The sequence below is a fragment of the Bradyrhizobium sp. USDA 3397 genome (assembly GCF_054060965.1).
Genome location: NZ_JBSSDS010000001.1, coordinates 6,664,558 through 6,688,413, shown reverse-complemented (window position 1 = coordinate 6,688,413; position 23,856 = coordinate 6,664,558). Strand labels below are relative to the sequence as shown.

Here is a 23,856-nt window from a genome sequence, read left to right as displayed (position 1 = left end):
ACAATGCGGCGTCGCTCGCGACACTTAGCGTGGCTTGCCCGTGAAACGCTAAGTAGCCGTATTGGCTTTGGAAGAGTTCAACGATCGCAGAAATGTTCGGCAGATATGCATTCATAGAAAACGCTTGTGCTTGCGTGCCCTTAGCAATCTGGCGTGGCCAACTGATAGCAGAACCGCGCGAAGGGACAAAACGCTGTGCGAGCCGACGCGGATGAAACTGTAATACCCGTCTAAAAGGCCCTGTTCGGGCAGTGACAGCACGCTGGCATGCCTTGGCGGCGACCTCAATGCGAGAGCCCCGGCGAGCGATGCTGAATGAAGCGTAAGGGATAGAAGCCGGATGGCGGAGACGCGTCCTTACTCTCTTACCGCGGCTCCGTTCACGACAGCGCGGTCCGCGAAGCGGATGCGCCCCAGTTGAATATTCACAAAACAGCGTGCCGCTAAAATTGGAGTTCGGAAGTAACACGTCTCGGCATGGCGGTACTGACGACGCTTCTCGCCGCACGTCCGTCTCATCACCCATTCAGATGTGATCCCCGGCTAGCAAACGGCTACGCAACTTTCGCGGGCTACTTACGCTGGCGCAGTCCTTGATAGTAGCGTAGGCTTCGTGCAGCGGCTAGTGAGGAACATCGAATTCCCTTGCCTGCCTGACTACGCATTTCCAGTTTTAGAGCGCCTTACGCATTTCGAATTTTAGAGCGCTTCCAGGACGAGCATCAGGGCAAGTCATGCAAGAACGCACGAACAGCGTCAGCGAGCGGATGGCGGCGTTGGAAAGAGAGATTTTCAGGCTCGAAGCAGCGCGCAACAAGCCTCATGTCACAACGTCAGGTTCAAAGGGAGATTTCAACGGTCTTGAATCTTTGTCTTCTCAGGATGCGCCCTGGGACAAGACGCAGCTTCAGCTCGAGCTCGAAGAGGAACTGGCAAACCTGCGCCGCGGGGAGGGCCGCCACGCGGCTCCGAACGACCGGCAACCAGCAGCCGAAGAACCCGATACGAATGCGATCCGAGCGGCCGACGAAGGGCCAGCTGCTCCCAAGGTAACTGGCAGCGAGCCTGTAGACGATCCGCTGGAGGCGGCGCGTGGCCGTGGCGTACTCCTGCGGGACATTCTTGGTTTCATGTGGCCAGAGAGCAGTACCCATGGCAGCGCCCCTTACGTATCGGTAAACCTCGATCGTGTGCTGCGTGTCGCGGCGACGCGGCTTGGAAACGAGAAAATCCTGAGGCCACACCAGGTGCTTGATACTCTGCTGCATCCTCGGATCGGCTACGGTATGGGCGAAAGGCCGCGCATCTTTCTTCCGCAGATTGCCGAAAACTATGGAGACAGGCCGGCTAAACTCGGTGAGTTCGCTTATCCCGATGAGCCGGCAATCGAGAGCGACAATGGGATCATCGTTGGCCCTGAGCTCGTGGCCATATTGCTGGCCATGTCGTCGCTTCGCAAAAGAACCAACAACAGGTTCGCGGAAGGCGGGGTCCGGCATTTCCTCGCGGCCCTCATACTTGAAGAGATCGGCCGCGTAGCCTGCACGTCCGCAGGCCTGGATTTCGCACGGTGGCGTGACATTCTGTCCAACATCGTGGCTGAGGAAATCAGGCACTACGTGGACCTCGGCGATAGTCTGGAGGCCTGGGCCCCCATCATCGACGAGATGCGGCGGGCCAGTGCGCCCGCGCAAGCCGTTGGCGAAACGCACGCTTTCGCCAATGACCGGACGGAAGCCGACCTGCTGAACACGGGTAGCGATGCTGCGGCAATTGCCGATCTTCTCATGCTTCGGGATCTCAAGCCACCGGTCGCAGTCGGCGTATTCGGCCCATGGGGCTCCGGCAAAAGCACCCTCCTTCGGATGCTCAAGGACCGGATTTCTGACCAGACGCCACCGAAGAATACCGCTCCAACGGCACAGAAAATTGTTCAGATCAATTTCGACGCCTGGAGCCATGCCGATGCTGAAAACCTTTGGGCTTCCCTCACGGCCGAACTGTTCGAACAAATCGCCGATACGATCGACGGACGCGAGAAGGCTGATGGCAAGCTGCGCAAAGGTCTGATTACGGAAATCGCCAAGCGACTGCGTAAAGATACAGAGGCTGGGTCCCAGGTTGCCGCAAATGTCGACCTCCAGCGCGCGACTTTGCACGCGGCAGAAACCACTCTGGCGAAGCTTGAGAACGAACCCGTGACCGCCACTGTCGCCAGCGAAATGGTCGGTGAGCTCCTCGCCAAAGCTAAGCCTAAGCAGCTCAGCAAGACGGAAATGGCGGACCCGAGCAAGGTCAAAGAAAACTACGAAGCAGAGCAAAACAAAAAGCAACTCGAAGGCATACTGGAGGCGGCTGGCGTGCCCGCCAGCGAACGCGATCCCAAGAAATTATCGGCGCTGCTGTCGGGGCTGTTTGAACTGCCCGGACGCACCGCGCTTCTCTTCATTGTGCTTCGTCGCAGTCTCGGTCGAGGTGCGCTGTTCGGTATCCCGGTCGCTCTCGTTCTGCTTCTCATGGTCGCAGGCTTCGCCGTCTGGCTCCTGGGGCCGGGTAGTTTCCGCGACGTTTGGACCCAAACTGTCAGTGCAGCCCCGTTCCTGACGGCGCTCGGAGCCCTGGTTGGCACGGCCGGCGTCGGGATTCGCCGCGCGACGCCGATCCTTGCGCTGGCGGCGGAGTTTCTCGCCCGCAAAGAAAACCAGGAGGCTGAGCTCAACAAGAAGCGGCGTGAAGCTGCCGACACCGTCCGGCAGGAACGCGAGAAGCTTGAGAGCATGCTTGCCGAGCAGAAGCGTGCGGCGGAATTTGCCACAACCTACAGCGTTGCGGCAGAGGGACGATCACGCGAGGGCCTGCTTCGCTACTTCATCAATTATTCGCCGGAACTCGCCGAGATCCGCAAGAAGCTGGGCCTTCTGGCTTCGGTCAGGCGCTGCTTCCAGACCCTTGAGCAGATCATGCGCGACAAACGTGATGTCATCGAGGGTAAAGAAGTTAGCGATCCCACGACCGGGAAGGCCGTCGACCTGAAACATATTCCCGACATCGAGCGCATCGTCGTCTATATCGATGATCTGGACCGCTGTTCTGAGCAGCACGTCGTTCAGGTGCTGCAAGCCATCCACCTTCTTCTTGCGTTCGATCTCTTCGTCGTCGTCGTTGCGGTAGACGCGCGCTGGCTGCATCGCGCCGTGGGCAAGGTTTATAGCGGCCAACTCGCCGCGCCCTGGGGGTCGGATCAGGCGCCGCAAGCCACTGGCGCTACCGTCGCCGATTATCTCGAGAAGATTTTTCAGCTGCCGATCTGGATGCGTCCTATCGGCAGTTCCGCTACGGTCGAAACATTCGTGAACGGCATCGATGCGTCTGTCGTCAAAGGCGAGGAGCCCGGCACTGATGAGTCCAGACATTCAACTCAATCGACGGCGAGCCGTGCGATGAAAGCGGTGGATGCCACGCCTGATCCCACCCTCCGCCAGCGCCAGACGCAACGGCAGGCCACTATGTCGCCATCCGAACGCCGGGCGCTGGCTGCCATGGCGCCGCTCGCCGGAAAATCACCGCGTGGCCTCAAACGCCTCGTCAATACTTATCGCTTGATCAGAGTGATGCGGGGATCAACTGGCATCCCCGATCTGGAGCATGGGCGCAGCGGCGCGAGGCCGCTCTATCCGTATTTGCTCTTTGCACTTGCTTGCGAGGTTGGTCTGACCACCGAAACCGCAGCGTTGCTCATCGACGTTGCCAACAGGCAAGTGCCGCTAACCGGCCGGCATCCGCTCGTGAACTGCGTACTGGCCGACAGCGACGCCGTCGGCCAATTGGATGAAGAACAGACGGCGCTGCGAGATCGGCTCGACCAGGAAGGAATGCGCTCTGCCGTGCTCACTGCCGTACGCGCCGTCTACATTGCCGCCTCCAACGGCAACCCTGCGGAGACCCGCGTCAGCGGCACGGGTCTCTCATCTTCAGAAAACGTGGTGCGGCACGATGCTATTTTTGAAAATCGAATGGGCGGCAGCGAACGCTTCACAGAAGCATTCTCCGAGGCGGCCCGATTTACCTTTAGGCCACGAAATCGCTAGCACTCGGTGGTCCGGCTTGTCACTGCGCTGGTGAGCCGTAAAGTACGCGATTTCCGACTGCGAGGCGGCTTGGGCAATTCAGGAAATAGCCGGGTGATGCAAACGACTGCCCTTCAAATCGCGGAAATGAATGACGGCGGGATGACGGACGCCGGATCGCAGGGCAATGCCATTGACGTTGACCTCGCTTCTGGAAATCATCTCAAGCCGGAAACGACGACCTGAAGAAGGCGACGACACCCAAAGCCAGTTTCTATCCCGGCGATCGGGTGCAGCTGAACATCCTCGGCGTGAGCCGAAGCCCAGAGGTTGAACAAGGGAGTTTGTCATGCGCTGGATTATTCTGTCCGCGGCTCTGTTCGTTTCATCGACCGCAAGTGCGTTCGATATTCGCGTCGCCACCTTCAACACGGAGTCCGATGACGACACGCAACCTGCCCGTGTCGCCGAGACGATCGGCCAAGTGACGAATGTCGATATTTGGGCGCTCCAGGAAGTCGAGGACTATGAGGCCGTCAAGCTCTATCGCGATGCTGCCCGCGGCGTCCGCCCCGAGCAATGGCGCTTTGTGTTCAGCGAGAGCGGCGTCAACACCGACCGGCAATCCGATCATCTTGGGATTCTCTACCGTACGGACATCTTCCGGCAGTTGGAGACCGTCGAATTCCATGCGCTCCGGTCGCGTGACGACGGCAGCAAGTACGGCCGCACCGATTGGCGCCTGCGCGGGGCGCTGTTTCTTCGTCTACAGCATGTGCCGAGTAGGAAGGAATTCTACGTCGGAACGGTGCATTTGAAATGCTGCGGGGAAGGCGCTGACCAGCGCGCGCATCAAACAAGTTTGCTGGCGGCCTGGATCAAGAAGCAGGATGCGCCCGTCATTCTGCTCGGCGACACGAATATTCCGATCGAGCCCGGACAGACCCCGGAACAGGTCACGGCTCCAGCCTTCCGGAAGCTGGTCGAGGATGGAGGACTGGTGTGGAATGCGCCGTCAATTCCCATCAAGACGCAGTGCGATCCCGAATTCAATTCGATGCTTGATCAGGTTTATCACACAAGCAATCTCGGGCCTTCAGCCGTAAGCGTTGAGATCCTCTTTCGCACCGCCGCTTACTGTAACCGCGAGACTCAAGGTTATTCGGACCATCGGCCGGTCGTCGCGACCTTCTCGCTGCCGTAAGGAAATCAAAGGGAGGGTCAGCCTGGCGCCGACGCGAAGCGGCGGAAACCGGACCGCGCGCCTCCGGCGAGCGATACCTTATGCCTTGCGCGAGGGATGGAAGCCGAATTTCGGAGACGTGTCTTCGCGGTTCCGTTTACGGCAGCCCGGTCCGCAACGCGGAAGCGGCAATGCCTTCTTTCATCTTATGCGCCGAAGGCGATAACATTCTGTTTCTTTGCAGAAAATGTTTTCGAGGATGATCGAGATCGCAAACATGGTCATCATCTGCGCCTCAGCGCCGCGGTCGGCAAGCGGCGCAAGAAGAAAGCGATAGAGCGGTATCGACAGCGCTCCGAGCAGGAGCGCGATCACCGGCAGGCCAAGCAGCGGATCGATGCCGCTGAACTGCAGGAAGAAGAGGCCGGCATAGGCACCGACCACCAGGAAGTCGCCATGGGCGAGATTGACGAGCCGCATGACCCCGAGAACGATCGACAGTCCGAGCGCGGTGAGACCCAGAATTCCGCCAAGCAACACGCCAGCAGCGATCGTGCTGGAGATGATTCCGATGTCATACATGCTGCGTCGACCTCACGGCAGCGGGAACAGGAAGTCGCCGGTCTTGACGTCCTTCGGCCAGATCACAACGGTCTTGCCACCCTGCCACTGCAGCGAAACCACAGGAAGACTTGGCTGTGTGGAATTCGTCGAACTTGATTGGGCCGACCACATAGGTCTTGTCGGTTGCCCGGATCGCATCGTTGATCTTCTCCGGATCGATCGAGCCGGCTGACGTGATGGCGTCAAGCAGGACCTGAGCTGCAGCATACGAGTCCGCAATATGTTGGCTCGAGGACAGCTTCGTCTCTGTTTCGAAGGCCCTTGCGAGATCAGCCGCACCCGGATACGGGAAGCTTGGATCCCAGTAGCCGCCGACAATCACACCGTCCGAGAGCTTGCCCAAGGCTTCGGCAAACTGCACCGGCTCTGCGCCCTTCTCGATGTTAAGCACTTTCGGCTTGTAATCGGCCGCCGCCATCTGCTTGCGGATCGCGATCGCCTGCGGCGTGATGACGTCCACCAGCACGACTTCGGCACCCTTGCTCTTGGCTTCACCGATGATCGCCGTGAACTGCGTATTGTCCGGCGGAAACTCGGCGTTCTGCACCACGTCGTAACCGAACTCCTTGGCGAAGGCCGGCCAAAGCTTGCCTCCGACGACCTTGCCGTCCGGGCCGTTGTCGTGCCAGATCGCGAGCTTCTTGTTGGTCTGCGCGCCGAGATCGGCCAGCGCCTTGAACTGCACCGCCGAAAGCTCGGGCTCGTGGAAGAACAGGTCCCAGACATAGTTCCACTTGCGGACGGACTTGAATGCCTCGAGCGGGTCGCAGCCTGTGACGAGCGGCTTCTTGGCACGTTCGGCGACCAGCGCGCCAGCATTGACCAGTGCCGGGGTACAGGAGCCAAGCATCGCGACTACTTTCTCGCGCGAGATCAAGGTCTCGGTGTTGGCGGCCGTGACGGCCGGATCGGTCTTGTCGTCGCGGATGATGAGCTTGACCTGTCGCTTGGTGCCGTTGACGGCAATGCCGCCGGCCTTGTTCACCTCGTCGACCGCGCGCTTGTAGCCCCATTGCTGAAAGCTGCCGAAGCCGGCGAGTGGCCCGGACAGCGGGATCGAGGCACCGATGACGATCTCGTCAGCGGCGTCCGCTGCAGCGACGCCGAGCGCCAGCGCGGCAACGGCAAACCCGCAAATGACGGTCGTCCTTCCGGTCTTTCTCATCGTATGTTCCCTCCAAGGGTCTGTTGGTCGGCTATTGTGCGTTTTCCCTGTCTTATGGATCGCCGGTGTTCAGCCGGCGTTGTCGAGCGTGACGCGCCGGTAGAGTGTCGGCAGGATTTCGGCGAGGTAACCCATCTCCTCGACGCAGTGCTGGTGCAGCCTGCGCGTGAATTCCGCGTTGAGGTTCTGAGCGCGCATCTGTTGCAACTGGGCGTCCGGTATCGTGACGGTGGGGTCGCGGTGTGCGATCATGCCTAGCCAGAAGCGCGACCGCATCTCGCAGCCATAGTCGGTGTCGCGAACCAGGTGGCACATCCGCCCGGTGTGGATTGGCGCTTCCAGCAGGCCCGGCCGCGCGCAAACTGCGAGCATGCCCGAGGCTTTATAACGGGCATCGTCGAACGTCTCTGACGGATCGTGAAAATCGATACGAAGCTTGAATAGCGGGCCATCCCTGCCACCAAGATATTCATGCACCAGATGCGAGGCGCCGACGTACTTGCCGTTCGTACGATTTTCCCAACCGCTGTAGACGTGATCTGTCGGATGCCAGAGCCGATACCAGTCGATGTCACCGAGCCAGCCGAACCACCAGTTCACCATCTTGGCCCGACAGCCTGGCATGCGGGTCAAGCCCGCAACGACCCACTTGCCGTCCTCGATCTCCTGATAACCAGATTCGAACGGCAGATAGCCAGGCTTGAGCATGTCGTTGGCATCTTCAAATCGCATGGTCATCCTTCCCTCTCCAATTTCGTTGCTTTGCCCGAAGTCAGAAGCCGACCTGGTCGCCCCCCTTCAGAGCGAGCATCTCGCGCGCCTCGGCCGGTGTTGCGATCGAATGGCCCAGTTCTTCCAGGATGCGGCGCATCTTGCCGACCTGCTCGGCGTTGCTCGTCGCCAGTTTGCCGCGGCTGATGAACAGTGAATCCTCAAGGCCGACGCGGACATTGCCGCCCATCATCGCGGCCTGCGTCGCGAAAGGAATCTGCGAACGGCCGGCTGCAAGCACCGACCAATGATAGTCGTCACCGAAGAGCCGGTCGGCGGTTTCCTTCATGAACAGCAAGTTGCGCATGTCGGCGCCGATGCCGCCGAGAATGCCGAAGATGGTCTGAACGAAGAACGGCGGCTTGACGAGCTTCCGGTCCACGAAATGAGCGAGATTATAGAGATGACCGACGTCGTAGCACTCGTGCTCGAAGCGGGTGCCGTGCTCCTCGCCGAGCATCTTCAAGATACGTTCGATGTCGCGGAAGGTATTGCGAAAGATGAAATCGTCGGTGCTGCGCAGATAGGGTTCTTCCCAATCATACTTGAAGCTCTTGTAGCGGTCGGCGAGCGGGAAGATCGCAAAGTTCATCGAGCCCATATTGAGCGAGCACATCTCCGGCTTGGTCACCAGGGGTGCCGCGAGCCGCTGCTCCACCGTCATGCTGAGACTGCCGCCGGTGGTGACGTTCAGCACCGCATCGGTTGACTGCTTGATGCGCGGCAGGAACTGCATGAACACGGCCGGGTCAGGCGAGGGCCGACCGTCCCTGGGATCGCGGGCGTGGAGATGCAGGATCGACGCGCCGGCCTCGGCCGCGGCGATCGACTGCGCCGCGATATCGTCCGGGGTGAACGGGAGTGCGTCCGACATCGTCGGGGTGTGAATGCCGCCGGTGACCGCGCAGGTGATGATCACCTTATCGGACTTCTTCTTGGCCACCGTCTCACTCCCTCTCGTTCTCTGCCGCACCGAAGCTTGCCTTCAGGTGTCGCGACAGCCGGCTGCGTACGGCGGCCTGCTGTTCTTCTGTCCAGGTCGAAAAACCTTCGCCGCTCTTGAAGCCCAGGCGCCCGTCGGCGATCAGCCGCTCGAGCAAGGGCGACGGCGCCGTTGCGCGATCGAGCGTGGGAAATACGTAGGAGTGGATCGCGCGCGTGAGGTCGAGGCCGACCAGATCCGCGTTCTCGATCGGGCCGAGAACCGCAAGGCGTGCGCCGAAACTGGACTTCACGACATCGTCGACGGTCCTAGCGTCGCAGACGCCTTCAGCGACGAGCGCAATCGCTTCGCGCCAAAGCGCATGCTGCAGTCGGTTGCCGACGAAGCCCGGGACGTCCTTCTTCACCTCGACGGGCGACTTCCCCACACTGCGCAGCATCTCGAGGGTCGCTGTGACCGTGGCGTCGGAGGTGTCGGCGGTCCTAATCACCTCGACCAGCGGCACCAGATAAGGTGGATTCCACCAGTGCGTACCGATCGCCCGATGCTTCCGGTCGACATTCGTCATGATCTGGCCGATCGGGATGACCGACGTATTCGATGCCAGGATGGCCTCCGGCGGCGCGGCACGTTCGACGTCGGCAAAAATCCGCTGCTTCAGTGCGAGATCTTCCGGTGCGGCTTCGATTACCCATTGCGCGCCGGCGACGCACTCCTCCAGCGTTTGCACGACGGTGACGCGGTCCAGCGCCGCAAGGGGATGCCCGAGCTCAGCAAGCGTTGCAGCGATGCGCTCGCGCACCTGTCCGCGGACGGCAGCGATCGGATCTGTCAGGACGACGTCGTAGCCAGCCACGGCAAACACCAGTGCGATGCCGTGCCCCATGAGGCCGCCGCCGAGGACGCCGACGCGTTGCGCGCTCATCATCAGCCCGCCGTGTAGCCGCCGTCGGCGTAGAGAATATGGCCGGTATAGAAATCCGACGCCTTCGATGCGAGAAAGAGCAGCGGCCCCGCGAGATCGTCGGGTTCGCCGAGCCGGCCTTTCGGCACGCGCGCCAGGAAGCCAGCCCTGACGGTGCGGGCGCGCTCGTCATCACCGAACATCCAGGCCGTGAGCGGAGAGCGGAACACGGTGGGCGCGATTGCGTTCACGGTAATTCCGGTCGGGCCCCACTCGCAACCGAGCGCGCGTGTTATGCCGTCGACTGCGGATTTTGACGCACAGTAGGCGGTATACCCGGCGGGATGGCCGAGAAGGCCGCGCGCTGACGACATCAGGATGACCTTGCCGCCATCGCCCTGTTTGAGCATCTGCCTGCCGGCCGCGCGTGCAATCAGCCAGCTTTGGGTGACGTTGACGTCCATCACGTCGAGAAAGCGCTCGACGGACATCTCGTCGATCTTAGAGACATCGTTCTTGCCTGATGCGACGACAAGGATGTCGATGCGGCCGAACCGGGCGACCGCCGCGCTTACGATGCTGTCGCAATTTGCTTCGCTGGTTGGACGAACGGCCAGCACCTCGACATCCGCACCGCGCTGACGGCACTCCTCGGCGACGAGGCCAAGCTCCTGCTGCCGGCCGGCCGCAAGGACGAGCCTCGCGCCCGCTGATGCCAGGGTGTAAGCCGCGACGACGCCGAACGCCCCCGATGCTCCCGTGATGATGGCGACTTTGTTCTTGACCGAAAACAGCGACGCCGGATCTGACATGATGGTCATCGTGGAGCACTCCCCAGCGGATAAGGAATCACGACGAGCATGTTACAGACGTGGTTGGAGCGATTGACGATCTCGCGCACCTCGTTCGGTGCGATGGTGCAGGAGTCCATCGGACCGAGGACTGTCTCGGTACCGTCGATGATCACGGTCATGTGGCCACTGAGGACTATGTAGACCTTCTCGAACGGCGTGGAGTCCGGCCCGGCACCGCCGCCGGGAAGAAACTGCGAGTAGCCCACCCACTGATTGGCGGGGCCGCCGAGCTCGAAACCCTGCAGGCGAAGACCGACGACGCCGCGATGGTTCGGTGCGTCATAGGGCTTGGCATCGACGAAGCGCTTGAGATGCATGCGCACCTCCTCAATTGGCGACACTTGCGATCAACGATGATGTCTTCAGCGCGCATCACCCACCGAAGGAAGCGCCTGGCTCGATGCGGTAGTTCTGCGACTTGTCGATCATCGCGACGAGCCGGATTATGCAGCCGTCGCCGCGGTCCCAATTCCAGGGGAAGAACGCGAAGGTGACGCGCTTGCCGGTCACGGCGTCGAGGTCACCGCCGACGTTCTCGATGCCGAGAATGCCGTTGGTGAAGAGCTTGCGGTGCACCGGCTCCCATTCGGGATGATCGTCCTTCCAGTCGCGCCCGCCCGACCATTTCTTGTATTCATCGGCGAGATGCGGATGCAGCGGACCGTTGCGATGCGGGCCGATCGCGGTGGCGAGCGGATGGTCGTTGGCCTGGGTGTCGTGCCCGACCACCTTGACCTTCTTCTCGACGAACCAGTCCCCGGCGGACTTCACGAAGCCCGGGCACTTGCAGAAATACTCTTCGCTGTCGCGATATTTGTGATGCCAACCCGTGTTGACGATGACGACGTCGTTCGGCCGAACGTGCTTGCCGGCAGCTTTCTCCAGATCGTCGTAGCCGATCGGCTCCCAGTAGTCCTTGGGTATCGAGACCACGATGCCGGAGCCGAAGAAGTGGGGCAGTGGCACCTCGTCGATGAAGGGGGTGTCCTCGACGACATGCGCCGGGGCGTCGATGTGGGTGGTGTTGTGCATGCTGGTTGTGATGCGCTGGGACAGCACGCCCGACTTCGCCATGTAGTGGATGCGCTCGATCTTGACGTCTTCGAAGTACGGCCAGTTCGGCGACTGAAAACCGAAGCGATGCGAGAGATTGTAGAAATCCAGCCCCATCGCATTGTCGAGATTGCCCTGAAACTCGATGCCGCGAATATTCATCGGCCCGCCCCTCCTGTTCGTCTGGTCTTGCGTTTCCCTCGCGGAACGCTTGCGCACTCCGACGTTGTTGTACCGAGATACAATGCACATGTATCACATTGCAGTCAATCCGGTCCGCGATGCGGCAGCATTTGTTTGCCGGCCCCCGGCGCGATATGGCTTGCGGCAGACGGAGATAATTCTTGGTGGGCGAGCGAATGGACGACGACGAGAAGGGCGCGGGACTTGGCGTGCAGGTGATCGCCCGCGCGGCCAGCGTGCTGCGCGCCCTCGAAGGCAAGCCCGAGGGATTGAGTCTTGGTCAGATTGCGCGTGAGTTGGGCTTGGCACGGTCGACCGTGCAGCGGATCGTCGCAGCGCTGGCCACGGAAGACTTCGTCACCGAGGCCGAGCCCGGCCGTGGCGTGCGCATCGGGCCGGGACTTGCCCGCATCGCGGCCTCGCTCAGCTCCAATTTCACGGAGATCCTGCATCCGCACTTGGTGGCGCTCCGAGACGAAGTCGGCGAAACAGTCGATCTCTCGATCCTGTCCGGAGGATCGGCGGTGTTCATCGACCAAATTCCCGGCCAGCAGCGCCTCGTGGCCCTGTCGGGGATTGGGGAGCGCTTTCCCCTGCATTGCACGGCCAACGGCAAAGCGATCCTGTCATGCTTCAGTCGGGACGATTCCGCCAAGCTTATCGAGAAGAGCGCGGCCGAGCACCCCGAGCATCCCCTCACCAATAAGGCCTTGCTCCTCAAGGACATTGAGGCTGCACGCCGCAAGCATCTCGCATTCGATCACGCCGAGCATGGGATCGGCATCAGCGCAGTCGGCATTGCAGTGCTGGACCCGTTTGGAAAGCCGGTGGCCGTTTCGATCCCGGCGCCGTCGCATCGCTTCAACGACCAGCGCGAGATGCTGGCCAAGGCACTACTACGGTTCCGCGAAAAGCTGCGGACCATCGTCGGCCGCTAAGCCGTCGCAAGACAGTCATGTCGGTTTAGTGATGCGGCACTTGGCCTGGGCGACCTGCCCGCCGACCATGACTTAGCCGTCGGCCAGACGCGAGAGCCGGAACGGTGTGGGATCGACGCAATGCATTACGTTGACGACGAGCTCTGTGGCCAGGTAGCCGAGCCCGGGGGCCAAACGAAGCCGCTGCCAGAGCAGCCCGCCGCGAGGACGAGGCCTTCAACCCCTCCACCTGCGACACCACAGGCACTGCGTCAGGCGTGCAATCGTCCCACCCTTCGCTGGCCTCTTGGAGAAGCTGGAAGAATCGTCGGCTGCAAAATCCAGTCTGGGCTTCCAGAACCGCAACCTACGCTCCGTCTGAAGTGAAGTCGCGGCGCAAGCCTTAGTTTAGCTCACCAAATTGCTCGGTCTTATCTGATTGAGCGTTTGAGCAAACTTTGCAAAATAGGCAAAGCTCGATGGATTTGCGACGGAGTCGAAACTCACCGCGTTGTCCAGCGGAATGCCGAGCAAAAGTTTGCGTACCGGAACCTCCATCTTCTTGCCAGAAAGTGTGCGAGGAATATCGTCCACCTGGAATATCTCATTCGGGATGTGACGCGATGAACAGTGCGTTCTGATCTGAGCTACGATTCGCTCTTTCAGTTCTCGGTCAAGCGAAAGCTCGGCCCTTAGGACCACGAACAGAGGCATGAACGATTCCCGACCGAGATACTCGAGATCTACAACGAGGCTATCGCGGACCTCGGGAATTTCCTCGACAACCCTATAGATCTCCGCAGTACCGATGCGAATTCCAAACCGATTGATTGTCGCATCAGACCGTCCGAATATTTGCGACGTTCCTCGAGAGGTGAACCGGATCCAATCGCCGTGCCGCCAAAGACCCGGAAATTGATCAAAGTACGTCCCCTGATAGCGACGATGATCCTGATCATTCCAAAAGAATAGGGGCATTGACGGCATCGGCTTTACGATAACAAGCTCGCCTACTTCGTCGACGACAGCTTCGCCAGCCTCATCGAAAGCGAAAGCGGCGACGCCTAGTTCGCGACACTGGATTTCCCCTGCATAGACCGGCAATATCGGGCTGCACGCGACGAAGCCGGAAGCGATATCTGTGCCTCCGCTCACAGAAGCCAGCCAAAGATCGGATTTGATTGCGTCGTAGGCCCAGCGATACGCTTTGGCCGGCAGCGGAGACCCTGTCGAATTGATCGAACGCAGATTTTCCAGTTTGACAAACTCGTTCGGTCGCAGACCATCTTTCATACAATTGACGAGAAACGCAGCGCCGCATCCGAACAACGTGACGCCGAGCTCATCCATGAATTGCCAGATTGTCCGTACGTTAGGCCAAACCGGATTGCCATCATAGAGGATGATCGTGGCTCCCGTCAGCAGTCCGCCCACCAAAGCATTCCAGACGATCCATCCCGTACTGCCCAGAAACAGCAGTCGATCCCCCGGCCTAAGGTCATGTTGCAAGCTCATTGTCTTGAGCTGAGTTAACAGGATGCCACCGTGACCGTGTACTATCGGTTTAGGCTTGCCGGTCGTTCCCGACGAATAGACTATCCAGAGCGGATGAGAGAATGAGACTCGATCAAACTGCATCTCTGCCGGACCGTTCACAGCTTCGGCCCAACCAATGGCGTTGCGCCATCCAGCGTCCGCCTTCTGGCCGAGCGGACCAAGGACCTGAATTACGTGCTGTACACTCGGCAGCCCTTTGATCAGCGCTTCGACCTCGCCATAGCGGTCGTACAGCTTCCCGTTGTAGCTATAGCTATCGACAGCAAACAGCACCTTCGGTTCGATTTGACCAAATCGATCGAGCACCGTGGCCGGGCCCATTTCAGGAGAGCAGCTGGACCATATGGCTCCCATACTGGCGCAAGCCAGAAATGCGACTACCGTCTCGGAACGATTGGGCATATACGAGGCAACGCGGTCGCCGGGCCTAATGCCAAGCGCACGCAACTTGGTGGCTAACGCAAACGTTTCGCGCTTGAGGTCGTCCCAGGTCATTTCGCGCAAGCCGCCCGTTTCGCTGCGCGCAATTAGCGCTGGCGTCGTACTATTTGCATTGCGGAAGATATGCTCGGCGTAGTTCAACTGGGCGCGAGGAAACCATTCCGCGCCTGGCATTCTAGACGAGAGCAGGACCGGCTCGGTCTCGCCGTCCGACTTCACGGCGAAGAAATCCCAGATCGAACGCCAGAACGCGTCGAGATCGGCGACTGACCATGCCCAAAGGTCGTCGTACGCAGTAAATTCGAGATCACGCTCGGTTCGTAGCCACCCGATATAATCCCACAGCCGCGACGCTTCAATCTTCTCTCGAGACGGTGTCCAAAGCAGCTCAGGATCGCGACCCCGAGTTTCAGGCGATTCCAACATGGCGGCTCCTTATGACGTGTGCTTGATCGGCAGTTTCACCTCGGCTTCTGAGGCGGCTCGCGATCGGGATGAAGTCTTCCCCGACTACGAGTGCCGAAGTAATTATCGGCCAACTCGACCCCGCAATTGGCCATCACCGATCGTTCGCACCTCTCGCATTTCCGACAAGCTATGTGCCGTTCAGAACTCGGTTATGCCGCTTCATCAGGCGGCAAGACCGGCAACAGAAGATGAGAGTCGTATTTCCCGCCTGTCCAAATTCTGTGAGCGCCTCTGTTGGAGGGGAGAAAGGTCAAGAGAACAGCATCGGGCTCGATGGCCCGTCCTTGAACAACAACCCGCAATATTTCGCCCGGGAGGAACGTCGTGCCAGAAGGGAGGATCTCAATTTCGATTGGGACGATTTCCCCACTCTGCAGCTTCTGGCACTTGCTATGGGTATGGACGGGTCGATCCGGGCGCGACGCCCTCGTATCCAGCTCGCGGTGAGAAACCCGCAGCCAACCCCGCGCTACAACGTCGTTGGGATTGGTTCCGCCAAAGCCATAGAAGTAAACCTCGTGCCCGGCTGTGTCGATCTTCTTGATACCGACGAAGAGGTCCATATCGTCGGAGCCAATCGACTCGACCCACAATTTCAGCTTGGCATTTCCTACGACGTCGGTTTCAGCATCAAAGCGAAAGTCAAACGATGCGAGACCTATCGTCGACTCGTACTCGGAGGCACTCTCATCAAGTGGGATCACTTCGCTCAGTTTGGCGGATGCGGCAGAGAGGTAGAGCGTCTGATATTGCGTTTGTGGAAGCGGCCAAGCCTGGCCCGTTATGACCTTGTAGCGGTTTCGATCGAGATTGATCTCGAGGCGGACGGGTGCCGTCGCTTCAAAGCCGTTATCCACTCCCTTGAGAAAGCGGTCGAAGAAAGCGAGTTGGTAGGACAGGGCTTCGGCACCGTAGTAGGCCTGCCATTTTGGCTGTCGATGGCTGTAGAGCCATTTCCTAGTCGAACTGATGAGATTGAAGTTCTCAAAGGATTCTCGCGTGTGGAGACCTTGATCGGAGAAACTTGCACACAAAAGCACCGGGATTTCTACCTTCTCGACGGCAAAGCGTTGAGCAATCCAGAATTCGTCGCGCAGTGGATGATCAGCCGGCGTCATTCCCTCAGGTGCGACCACAAACCCAGACGCCGAATTGTGGTTGGGCAGGATGATGTCTTCGAACACGAAGCGCCACATTCCCACCTCGGGAATACCCCCGGGATACGCGCGCAGATAGTGATCAGTAAAAGCTTCCCACGGCACGATCGCTCTTAGAGCAGACGGCCTGTGTTGCGCCACCGCCCATTGCGTGATTGCAAGATAGGACACGCCGTGAAGTCCTACTTTACCATTGCTCCATGGCTGGCTCGATGCCCAAGCGATAAGTTCCTGGTAATCGTCCTGCTCGGTCGGGCTCATTAGGTCGGTGTCGCCTTCCGACGCTCCCTGCCCCCGAACGTCAACCATGATAACCACGTAGCCGTGAGGTACCCAATACCCAGGGTCGGCCGATTCGAAGGAGACCGAATCTGACAGCCGAATATGGCCAATGTGATTGTTCGGGACGCTGGAAAAGCCAGAAATCGTTTCGAAATTGGACTTACCGTATGGCGTGATCGCCATTATCACTGGATACGTTCCAGGCGTCGCTGGGCGGTAGAGAGACGCCGCTAGATGAACGCCATCGCGCATAGGAATACGTACATCGTGGTCGGTGACGATGCCGGCGGGCAGCTGCGATGTGACGACATCATATTGTATGCCGGTGAGTAGATGAGGATTCTTCATGCTGTTTGCTGGCCTTACAGAGTTTCGACTTGTTCATTGCACGGACATCAAACATCGCGGGGTGCACGCCGCGATCTGCTGCCCGATATCGACACGATTCGCCTCGCGCGCCGGAGAGCCAACATTTTCTGTGCTAGCACCAGGGCGCCAACACGATCTTGCCGTGATGCTCGCGGCTTTCCATCATACGGTGCGCATCTGCGGCTTTCGACAGTGGCAAAGTCGCGTGAATGTGCAACTTCAGCGCACCGGTTCGCACGAGTTTTGCCAGTTCATGCAGCATATCGACCGCGACCTGCGGCCGGTCGACGAAGTATCTCCCGAGGAAGAAGCCCGCGACCGTCTGGTTCTTCGAGATTACACTCCTCGCATCGATGGCGTCAGGTGTCGACGCCGCTTCGCCATACACCACCGCTCGACCGTAGGGAGCGAGCAAGCCAAAACTCTGTTTCAGCAGTTCACCGGACGTGGCATCCAGCACCAGATCGATGTCGCCGCCACGGGCCGCTCGCGCCCGCTCGACCCAGCCGTTCTCGCTGTAATCGACGACATGGTCTGCGCCCATCGTCAGCACACCCTGCTGTTTCGAATGGTTGCCGACGCCGCCGACAACGTACTTCGCGCCAAACGCTTTCGCGAGTTGCACCGCGATCGATCCGACGCCTCCGGCCGCCCCCTGTACGAAGACCGACTGCCCGGCACGCAGCTGGCCCGCTTCACGCAGCACAAGACCGGCTGTAATGCCCTGAACCAGCGACGCAACAGCCTGCGCGGCGGAGAGGTCTTCCGGCCATGGCAGCAACCGCTCGGCATTGGCCAAGGCGAACTGCGCGTACCCGCCTCCAGTGATGATCGCAGCGATAACCCGACGCCCTCGCAAGCTTTCGCTGACGCCCTCGCCGCACGCCACGACGATGCCGGCGATCTCGGCGCCCGGGTTGAACGGCAGCGGCGTAGGAGCCGGATAGTGACCGCCCCTTCGCCGCACCACGTCTGCAAAATTGACACCGGCGGCCACCACCTGAACGAGGACCTCGCCCTCTCCCGGCGCGGGAACAGCGGTCTCCTCGCATTCGAGTACGTCCGCTGGGCCCGTGCGATGGAAGTAAACGGACTGCATGGTTCGCGGGATGACTATCTCCCCATCGCGACAGAAGTTCGCACTGGATTGGTTGCTGTTCATGATGCTCGTGTCTTCCCAAGAGGTTCTGATACCGGCGACAATGCGGGCTTGGGAGATGTGCGGCGCAACTGGCTAGCGACGACCAAGTAGCACATCGATCCAAGCGCGGCGCAGATCGCCGCGCCGACTCCGACCTTCGAAAAGCCGGCGAACTGCGCGATCGTCCCTCCCAGGAATGGGCCGGCTGCGCTTCCGGTCATCATCATAGTCGGCGTGAGCGCATTAATCCGCCCGGACGGCTCGAGCTGCGCGAGCAACCCGAACGCAAACGTATGGGTGAAGACTACGGTAGCCGTAAGCAGTGCGTAAGCGACCGCATAGGGCGCGAACGTCGACGAGTTCGACAGCGTGATCGATAGGACACCGTGAAACAGCATGCCGCATACCACGACCCAAATGGGTGTCATGCGCTTCTGCAGCACAGCGGCAGCAATCGGCGCCAAGAGCGGCACCAGACCGCCAACGGCAAGCAACATGCCGATCGCGTCAGCGCCGAACCCACGGAAGTCTCCGATACGCTCCACGAAGCTGAGCGTCGCCGCGTTCCCGACCTGCAGGAATACGATGCCGATAAAGCAGATCGCAAGCGTGCCTGTGCCGGCGCCGGTCCGCGAAAAGCTCGACGTACTACCCTGGCCTCCCTTTTCGGGCCGTGCCGGCATCACCGGAAAGGCCAGTAATGCGGCGATCGCCGCCAAGATGATCACGATATCGGCATTCATGAATACCGCAGAGACCCCCATTTGGGCCATCATGCCGGGCGTCACGACGAAGAAGATGACACCGAAGATTCCCACGCCGAAATTTACGAACGCAAAGAGCCGATGCGGATTCGCGCTTCGCCCGATCGTCCCGTGCACCGCGGCCATGCCGATACCGGCACCGAGGCCACCGACGAAGTTCAGGATGGCCAAGGCGATTGGTCGCACCTCAGGGGCGACGTCGCCAAGCCGCAACATGATCAGAAAGGCTATTGCGGGAATCGCGAAGCCTAGTCCCGCGACCAGCTTCGGTGGATATCGTTCAAATCGGAATGCCAATACGACGTTCGAGATCACCATACCGATGAGATAGAGGGTCACCAGCCCACCAGCAGCCTGGGGTTCGAACTGGTAGGTCTGGATGAGCCCCCCTACCCACAACGGGAGGATAACCAGGTCGAGCAACCCCGCAACGTGGCAGATGAGCAGGACGAGCCGGCCGGTCCAGTCTTCCGTCGTCGTCTTCATGGCTTCCCCCTTTTTGCGCTGTCCCTGCAGCTTCTCGCGCTGCATCTGTTACGCGATTGACGTGCTAGTCGGCAGGCCTTGGTGCGAACATCCCCGCATACATGCCGTTGTCGACGACAAGCAGGTGGCCATTGATCGACCGCGCGGCATCAGAGGCAAGGAAGGTGTGCGCTTCAGCGACATCCTCCGCGGTCGCTATCCGGCCAGCCGGCGAGATCGCGCGGAACATGTCTCGAGAGAGACCAAATGCCTCGATTGCCCCCTGCAGCATCGGCGTCTCGACCGGCCCCGGACTCACGCAATTGGTTCTGATCCCGTCCCTGGCGTGTTCGATCGCCAGCGCCTTGCAGAGATTGATCAGTGCCGCCTTGGTGGTGGAGTAGGCCACCGCGTTGGCCATGCCGTACATGCCGGCCAAGGCCCCGGTGAACTGGATCACTCCGGACCGCTGCCGTTGCATTATTGGAATGGCACGGCGCGCCAAGCGTAAGGGGGCAAGAAAATTGACCCGCCAAATTGCCTCGAGCATCGAGTCCTCGGTCGTCAAGACACTGCCGGCCAAGCCAATCGCGGCGTTGTTGATCAGGATATCGATCCGACCGAATGTCGAGATCGCAGCATCGATGGCGCGATCACATACCGCCGCATCGGCGAGATCTCCCTCCACGCACTCAATCGTCGCACCGAGCGATCGAGCCCGCTCGGCGACCTCCGCAAGCGGCTTGCGATCGACCAGCACGAGGTTGGCGCCATTGCGGGCGAAGTTCAGCGCTGTCGCAGTTCCGATCCCAGACGCCGCGCCCGTGGCGACAACGGCCCTATCCATGAACATCATCACTCATCCCGCCTCTGATCTCTCCGCGAAACGCCGCTCACGTCAGCCGTCTGGTCGGACCGCCGAAATAGGAAGCTCAGAAGGAACCAGCCGAGCCGCGGATTGAGCAACTTGAGGCCCTTCCTTGCCTGCTCGGGGGTGAGCACCGCCGTCATCGGCATCGCTCCCATGATCTTGCCCTTGATGATCAACTTGTTGTCCCGCCGCTCGAGCGCGAGAACATTCATCAATTCCGACTTGTCGCTCGAGTGGATTTTCACGTCGCCGCTTTCTCAAAGTTCATTCCGAGATCCTCAAAGGCCTTCATCGCCGCGGCGCGACCGGCACCGAACACCCCACCGCCAGGGTGCATGAAAGGCCCCACCAAATAGAGATGACTGACTCCGGGGACGGTGTAGTTGCCGAGGTCCGGTGTCGGCCTGTGTGCGCCGAACTGATAGAAGAACGGTGCCGCACCGTGGATATCGCCCTGCTGGAAGCTGTCGGAGTCTCGCTCCATGTCGATTGGGCTCCGCGCGTTCCGGGCAATGAAATTGTCCGGACCGATATTGGTGATGAACTTGCCGAGCTGCGCCACCAAATGATCCGCATAGGTCTCCTTGATCTCGTCCCAGCGCCGCGCGCCCCCCTCGGCCAGGTGATAAGGTGCATAGGAGAAAAAGTAGAGCGTCGCGCGACCGGGCGGAGCTCGCACGGGATCGAGCAATGATGGACATCCGGCGCCGAACAGAGGCACGGTCGGGGTCATGCCGTATTTTAGTTCATCGAACGAACGCCGTAGCGCATCCAGGCGGGTTGGCAACAACTCGATGAGCCAGCCCTTGTCTACCTCGCTGCCCGCCTTGAACCTCATCGGCTCCTTAAGCGCCCCGTGCACCACGAAGGCGCTAAACGACGCCAAGTGGACGCCCCTCGCCCGCTTGTCCACACCCGCATCCAGATCGTCGATATACCGATGCAGCAGATGGGGGTGGAGCGCGCCGATCACGCACGTCTCTGCAAGGTATTCCTCGTCCCGGGTGCGCACGCCGACCGCTCGGCCCTCCTTGACGAGGACCTTCTCGACCGCAGTTTCAGTCATGAGTTCGCCGCCGTGATCCTGGATGCAGCGGACCAGCGCCTCGGTCAGCTTGCCGCTGCCGCCCACAGCAACGCCAACCCCGTACTGCTGCAGGTAGCCCAGGAACATGAAGAGTCCAATGCCGGTGCCCTTCTCCTCCGGCATCACCAGGTTCTCCGACACCATCTTGATGAAGTGGATGCGAACTTTCTCGTTTTCGAACCACTCCGTTACGATGTCGAACACGCTCTTCTGCATGATCGCGAAGATCTCGCGACCTTCGGGACTTTGGTCGAGCATCGCCATCATGGCCCCCACAGGAAGCGGCGGCGTGTAAAGCGATGAAAGGAGCATCGGCAGAAAGCGCGCCGACAAATCACATAGCCGCATGAATGAATCGGCGTCCCTGACCGAATATTGTGCGATCGCCTGCCGGTTTTTCTCCACGTCAGCAAAGACCGGAAGCGTCGAGCCGTCCTCGAACACCGAGATGAATGGCACCTCCGGTCTGGTGTACTTGAGACCGTATCTGGAGATGAGCCCGAGCTCGTCATTTAAGATCAGCGGATTGGCCTGGATAAAGATGTGCGCCACGCTGTGCTCGTCGTGGAGGAAACCCGGCGCCGTCATCTCACGGGTCACGACCCCGCCGCCGAAGTGCTCTCGCTTCTCGACGACGAGAACCTTTCTGCCGGCTTTCGCGAAATATGCGGCTGCGATCAGTCCGTTGTGACCCGATCCGATGGAAATAACGTCGTACTTTCTTGGCATCTAGCGCGCCTGCTCTGTGTCTCGATCCCGCGTCGCCACCGCAGCAATCCAGAAGACCGGCAAGCGCCCCGCGAGTACCCACGCATCATGCGCAGGTTCTCGCCGTCCTTTGGTTTCCCCCGGAATCTTCATCCGCAGTGTTGAATGCGTAATAGCCGCATCGGCGAAAACAAGGGAAATGGCAATTCAGCACGACATCATGCACGCCGTTCATATTGCTTTGCGCAAGGCGCCATTGCCGCAGTCCGATTCAAGTCAGGGAGCGCGGCAAACGGGTTCGGAGATCGACCCCAGGTAGATCCGCTCGAGCCATTCGGCGCGGCGGATGAGAAGTACTAGGCTGGCGGAAAGCGAGCCGCTTCTGGTGAGCTAGCACAATTTTAGCCGAGGTTTCGGCACCGAACACTCATCCCGAGCCATACGCAACAGGGCGAAAGTCAGCGCGAGACACGGCTGCAGAGCGTCTAGCTTGAGTTTACGTTCCTGCGTGGTATTTTTTGTGGCACTTAGGACGCCCGTTGCCACGAGCAGCAACAAGGCGCGGACAGGGAGGACAAGGTGAGGCGCGGGATTCACGTCAGGATCAATCGTCGATTCCATTCCATGACTTTCTGGAGCGGCACGCCCGCGTTGCGTAGCTGGGTGCGAGCGGCAGCGCCCGCTGCCCTAAGACGCATTCTCGGAGCCGAGTATGGTCGTTTGTCTACGGAGCTTCGATCCGTACCAGCGAACGCCTGTCGAAAGGTTTTTGGCCAGGCCGGTGTTGTTTCATGACTGCGCCAGCAGAGAGTGGAATTCGTCGACCGGGGCCGAGCGGTGGAAACAGTTGGCCCGACGAGGAATTTGTTAACCTCGCTCGACAAGATCTAAACCTTCTCGTGGCATTCGATTCGCTCATGCGAGAGCGCCACGTTTCTCGCGCCGCGACAAGAATCGGGTTGAGCCAATCGGCGATGAGCCACCTATTGCAGCGGCTGCGACAGCTCTTCGACGACAATCTATTCGTTCGCACTCGCGATGGGATGACGCCAAGTCCTCGGGCGCTGGAACTCGACGCTACAATCAGCTTGGCGCTTGCCCATATCAGGGAGGCACTGAAACCCCAGATGAAGTTCTTGCCGGAGCAATCCGTGCGCAGGTTCGTCTTGGGAATGAACGATGCGGCCGCTTCGGGCGCGCTGCCGAAGATTCTAAGGCGCGTGAGACGCGAGACTCCCAACGTAACTTTGGCGATTGTCGGCCTTACGGAGAATCAAGGCATCGAGGCTCTACTCTCCGGCCGAGTCGAGCTAGCGTTGGATGTATACGCAGACATCCCGCAGCAGATCAGTCGTCATCACCTTGCTCCACTCGAGCTTGTTTGCCTCGTCGATCGACACAATCCGCTGCTTCGTGACGGGCGGCTCGATGAGCGCAGCTTTTTTGCCGCACGACATATCCGGGTCACTCCGGGCAATGAATTGGGAAATGCAGATATAGATCGAGTCCTGGGGCTCCGCGGCGCGGAACGTTTGATTGCGTGCGAAACGCCGTTCTTCTCTTCCGTGCCCGAGCTGGTACGGGGCACCGACCTCGTCGGGGTCGTTGGTCAGCATCTTGTGGAAATGATACCCAATCCAAACGAGTTTGCGATCTTTCCGCTTCCAATCGCACCGCCGGATTTGGCTTTCGGGATGATCTGGCACCGGAGAAGTCAGGAGGACGCTGGACACCGGTGGCTCAGGCATCTAATCGCGGACACCTTTGCTGGAACGTAGACTGTCGCTGCCTTGCCCTGGATCGTCCTGGTGCGCGATTTAGACGAGAACCCGTCGAGCGTCGTGTGCGACCGGGTGTTGTAGTTGCCCCTCCATTCTTCAAT

The 23,856-nt window shown here is 60.0% G+C and carries 20 protein-coding genes and 1 pseudogene; 5 read left to right on the top strand and 16 right to left on the bottom strand.

Features of this window, described 5'->3' with window-relative positions; all coding sequences use genetic code 11:
* The first annotated feature begins 734 nt into the window (after positions 1–734).
* The 3 genes from ACVWYQ_RS30945 (at position 735) to ACVWYQ_RS30935 (ending at position 5,271) form a co-directional block, all read left to right on the top strand.
* The gene (locus tag ACVWYQ_RS30945; RefSeq protein ID WP_456726714.1) at positions 735–4,088 is read left to right on the top strand and encodes a P-loop NTPase fold protein; all 3,354 of its coding nucleotides are present in this window, start codon (positions 735–737) and stop codon (positions 4,086–4,088) included.
* A 96-nt stretch (positions 4,089–4,184) separates the two neighbouring features.
* On the top strand, positions 4,185–4,313 hold the full coding sequence (locus ACVWYQ_RS30940) for a hypothetical protein (RefSeq protein WP_456726713.1): 129 nt from the start codon (positions 4,185–4,187) through the stop codon (positions 4,311–4,313).
* 103 nt (positions 4,314–4,416) lie between these two features.
* Positions 4,417–5,271 (top strand): endonuclease/exonuclease/phosphatase family protein, encoded by an 855-nt coding sequence (locus ACVWYQ_RS30935; RefSeq protein WP_456726712.1) that lies wholly within the window; start codon positions 4,417–4,419, stop codon positions 5,269–5,271.
* A 180-nt stretch (positions 5,272–5,451) separates the two neighbouring features.
* Here the strand turns inward: ACVWYQ_RS30935 and ACVWYQ_RS30930 are convergent, their stop codons facing one another.
* The 8 genes from ACVWYQ_RS30930 to ACVWYQ_RS30895 all read right to left on the bottom strand — a co-directional run bounded on the left by ACVWYQ_RS30930 (position 5,452) and on the right by ACVWYQ_RS30895 (position 11,726).
* A complete protein-coding gene (locus tag ACVWYQ_RS30930; RefSeq protein ID WP_456726711.1) occupies positions 5,452–5,832 on the bottom strand; it encodes an ABC transporter permease subunit in 381 nt (126 codons plus the stop codon).
* A complete protein-coding gene (locus tag ACVWYQ_RS30925; RefSeq protein ID WP_456726710.1) occupies positions 5,825–7,039 on the bottom strand; it encodes an amino acid ABC transporter substrate-binding protein in 1,215 nt (404 codons plus the stop codon). The genes ACVWYQ_RS30930 and ACVWYQ_RS30925 overlap by 8 nt, the downstream gene beginning before the upstream one ends.
* Positions 7,040–7,108: 69 nt before the next feature.
* Positions 7,109–7,777 carry a DAPG hydrolase family protein gene (locus ACVWYQ_RS30920; protein ID WP_456726709.1) on the bottom strand — a complete coding sequence of 223 codons (669 nt, stop codon included), beginning with the start codon at positions 7,775–7,777 and terminating at the stop codon, positions 7,109–7,111.
* A 34-nt stretch (positions 7,778–7,811) separates the two neighbouring features.
* Positions 7,812–8,753 carry a 3-keto-5-aminohexanoate cleavage protein gene (locus tag ACVWYQ_RS30915; RefSeq protein WP_456726708.1) on the bottom strand — a complete coding sequence of 314 codons (942 nt, stop codon included), beginning with the start codon at positions 8,751–8,753 and terminating at the stop codon, positions 7,812–7,814.
* Positions 8,754–8,757: 4 nt separating this feature from the next.
* Positions 8,758–9,681: a 3-hydroxyacyl-CoA dehydrogenase family protein gene (locus tag ACVWYQ_RS30910; protein WP_456726707.1), complete on the bottom strand. Its 924-nt coding sequence runs from the start codon at positions 9,679–9,681 to the stop codon at positions 8,758–8,760.
* Positions 9,681–10,478 (bottom strand): SDR family NAD(P)-dependent oxidoreductase, encoded by a 798-nt coding sequence (locus tag ACVWYQ_RS30905; RefSeq protein ID WP_456726706.1) that lies wholly within the window; start codon positions 10,476–10,478, stop codon positions 9,681–9,683. Before ACVWYQ_RS30905 ends, ACVWYQ_RS30910 begins: the two co-directional genes overlap by 1 nt.
* The gene (locus ACVWYQ_RS30900) at positions 10,475–10,828 is read right to left on the bottom strand and encodes a cupin domain-containing protein (protein ID WP_456726705.1); all 354 of its coding nucleotides are present in this window, start codon (positions 10,826–10,828) and stop codon (positions 10,475–10,477) included. The genes ACVWYQ_RS30905 and ACVWYQ_RS30900 overlap by 4 nt, the downstream gene beginning before the upstream one ends.
* Positions 10,829–10,883: 55 nt before the next feature.
* Positions 10,884–11,726 (bottom strand): cyclase family protein, encoded by an 843-nt coding sequence (locus tag ACVWYQ_RS30895; protein ID WP_456726704.1) that lies wholly within the window; start codon positions 11,724–11,726, stop codon positions 10,884–10,886.
* Between the two features lie 230 nt (positions 11,727–11,956).
* On the opposite strand from ACVWYQ_RS30895, the gene ACVWYQ_RS30890 reads away from it, so the two are divergent.
* The gene (locus ACVWYQ_RS30890) at positions 11,957–12,685 is read left to right on the top strand and encodes an IclR family transcriptional regulator (protein WP_456726703.1); all 729 of its coding nucleotides are present in this window, start codon (positions 11,957–11,959) and stop codon (positions 12,683–12,685) included.
* Positions 12,686–12,757: 72 nt separating this feature from the next.
* On the opposite strand, the pseudogene ACVWYQ_RS30885 reads toward ACVWYQ_RS30890, so the two are convergent.
* The 8 genes and pseudogenes from ACVWYQ_RS30885 to ACVWYQ_RS30850 all read right to left on the bottom strand — a co-directional run.
* Positions 12,758–12,950: pseudogene (locus tag ACVWYQ_RS30885) on the bottom strand (D-amino-acid oxidase); the annotation flags it as partial.
* Positions 12,951–13,072: 122 nt separating this feature from the next.
* Positions 13,073–15,088, bottom strand: a complete 2,016-nt coding sequence (locus ACVWYQ_RS30880) for an acetoacetate--CoA ligase (protein WP_456726702.1) — start codon at positions 15,086–15,088, stop codon at positions 13,073–13,075.
* A gap of 191 nt (positions 15,089–15,279) precedes the next feature.
* Positions 15,280–16,917: a CocE/NonD family hydrolase gene (locus ACVWYQ_RS30875; RefSeq protein ID WP_456726701.1), complete on the bottom strand. Its 1,638-nt coding sequence runs from the start codon at positions 16,915–16,917 to the stop codon at positions 15,280–15,282.
* Positions 16,918–17,050: 133 nt separating this feature from the next.
* A complete protein-coding gene (locus ACVWYQ_RS30870) occupies positions 17,051–18,100 on the bottom strand; it encodes a quinone oxidoreductase family protein (RefSeq protein ID WP_456726700.1) in 1,050 nt (349 codons plus the stop codon).
* On the bottom strand, positions 18,097–19,374 hold the full coding sequence (locus tag ACVWYQ_RS30865; RefSeq protein ID WP_456726699.1) for an MFS transporter: 1,278 nt from the start codon (positions 19,372–19,374) through the stop codon (positions 18,097–18,099). The genes ACVWYQ_RS30870 and ACVWYQ_RS30865 overlap by 4 nt, the downstream gene beginning before the upstream one ends.
* A gap of 19 nt (positions 19,375–19,393) precedes the next feature.
* Entirely contained in the window at positions 19,394–20,155 is a 762-nt protein-coding gene (locus ACVWYQ_RS30860; protein ID WP_456726698.1) for an SDR family NAD(P)-dependent oxidoreductase, read from the bottom strand.
* Between the two features lie 8 nt (positions 20,156–20,163).
* The gene (locus tag ACVWYQ_RS30855) at positions 20,164–20,355 is read right to left on the bottom strand and encodes a hypothetical protein (protein WP_456726697.1); all 192 of its coding nucleotides are present in this window, start codon (positions 20,353–20,355) and stop codon (positions 20,164–20,166) included.
* A 65-nt stretch (positions 20,356–20,420) separates the two neighbouring features.
* Positions 20,421–21,995 carry a phytoene desaturase family protein gene (locus ACVWYQ_RS30850; RefSeq protein ID WP_456726696.1) on the bottom strand — a complete coding sequence of 525 codons (1,575 nt, stop codon included), beginning with the start codon at positions 21,993–21,995 and terminating at the stop codon, positions 20,421–20,423.
* Between the two features lie 770 nt (positions 21,996–22,765).
* On the opposite strand from ACVWYQ_RS30850, the gene ACVWYQ_RS30845 reads away from it, so the two are divergent.
* Positions 22,766–23,752, top strand: a complete 987-nt coding sequence (locus ACVWYQ_RS30845) for a LysR family transcriptional regulator (RefSeq protein ID WP_456726695.1) — start codon at positions 22,766–22,768, stop codon at positions 23,750–23,752.
* The last annotated feature ends 104 nt before the right edge of the window (positions 23,753–23,856 follow it).

Bases quoted from the DNA above. Each gene is read 5' to 3' on its own strand.
- ACVWYQ_RS30945 (WP_456726714.1), top strand. From the start codon at position 735: ATGCAAGAACGCACGAACAGCGTCAGCGAGCGGATGGCGGCGTTGGAA.
- ACVWYQ_RS30940 (WP_456726713.1), top strand. From the start codon at position 4,185: ATGCAAACGACTGCCCTTCAAATCGCGGAAATGAATGACGGCGGGATG.
- ACVWYQ_RS30935 (WP_456726712.1), top strand. From the start codon at position 4,417: ATGCGCTGGATTATTCTGTCCGCGGCTCTGTTCGTTTCATCGACCGCA.
- ACVWYQ_RS30930 (WP_456726711.1), bottom strand. From the start codon at position 5,832: ATGTATGACATCGGAATCATCTCCAGCACGATCGCTGCTGGCGTGTTG.
- ACVWYQ_RS30925 (WP_456726710.1), bottom strand. From the start codon at position 7,039: ATGAGAAAGACCGGAAGGACGACCGTCATTTGCGGGTTTGCCGTTGCC.
- ACVWYQ_RS30920 (WP_456726709.1), bottom strand. From the start codon at position 7,777: ATGACCATGCGATTTGAAGATGCCAACGACATGCTCAAGCCTGGCTAT.
- ACVWYQ_RS30910 (WP_456726707.1), bottom strand. From the start codon at position 9,681: ATGATGAGCGCGCAACGCGTCGGCGTCCTCGGCGGCGGCCTCATGGGG.
- ACVWYQ_RS30905 (WP_456726706.1), bottom strand. From the start codon at position 10,478: ATGACCATCATGTCAGATCCGGCGTCGCTGTTTTCGGTCAAGAACAAA.
- ACVWYQ_RS30900 (WP_456726705.1), bottom strand. From the start codon at position 10,828: ATGCATCTCAAGCGCTTCGTCGATGCCAAGCCCTATGACGCACCGAAC.
- ACVWYQ_RS30895 (WP_456726704.1), bottom strand. From the start codon at position 11,726: ATGAATATTCGCGGCATCGAGTTTCAGGGCAATCTCGACAATGCGATG.
- ACVWYQ_RS30880 (WP_456726702.1), bottom strand. From the start codon at position 15,088: ATGTTGGAATCGCCTGAAACTCGGGGTCGCGATCCTGAGCTGCTTTGG.
- ACVWYQ_RS30875 (WP_456726701.1), bottom strand. From the start codon at position 16,917: ATGAAGAATCCTCATCTACTCACCGGCATACAATATGATGTCGTCACA.
- ACVWYQ_RS30870 (WP_456726700.1), bottom strand. From the start codon at position 18,100: ATGAACAGCAACCAATCCAGTGCGAACTTCTGTCGCGATGGGGAGATA.
- ACVWYQ_RS30865 (WP_456726699.1), bottom strand. From the start codon at position 19,374: ATGCAGCGCGAGAAGCTGCAGGGACAGCGCAAAAAGGGGGAAGCCATG.
- ACVWYQ_RS30860 (WP_456726698.1), bottom strand. From the start codon at position 20,155: ATGGATAGGGCCGTTGTCGCCACGGGCGCGGCGTCTGGGATCGGAACT.
- ACVWYQ_RS30850 (WP_456726696.1), bottom strand. From the start codon at position 21,995: ATGCCAAGAAAGTACGACGTTATTTCCATCGGATCGGGTCACAACGGA.
- ACVWYQ_RS30845 (WP_456726695.1), top strand. From the start codon at position 22,766: ATGACTGCGCCAGCAGAGAGTGGAATTCGTCGACCGGGGCCGAGCGGT.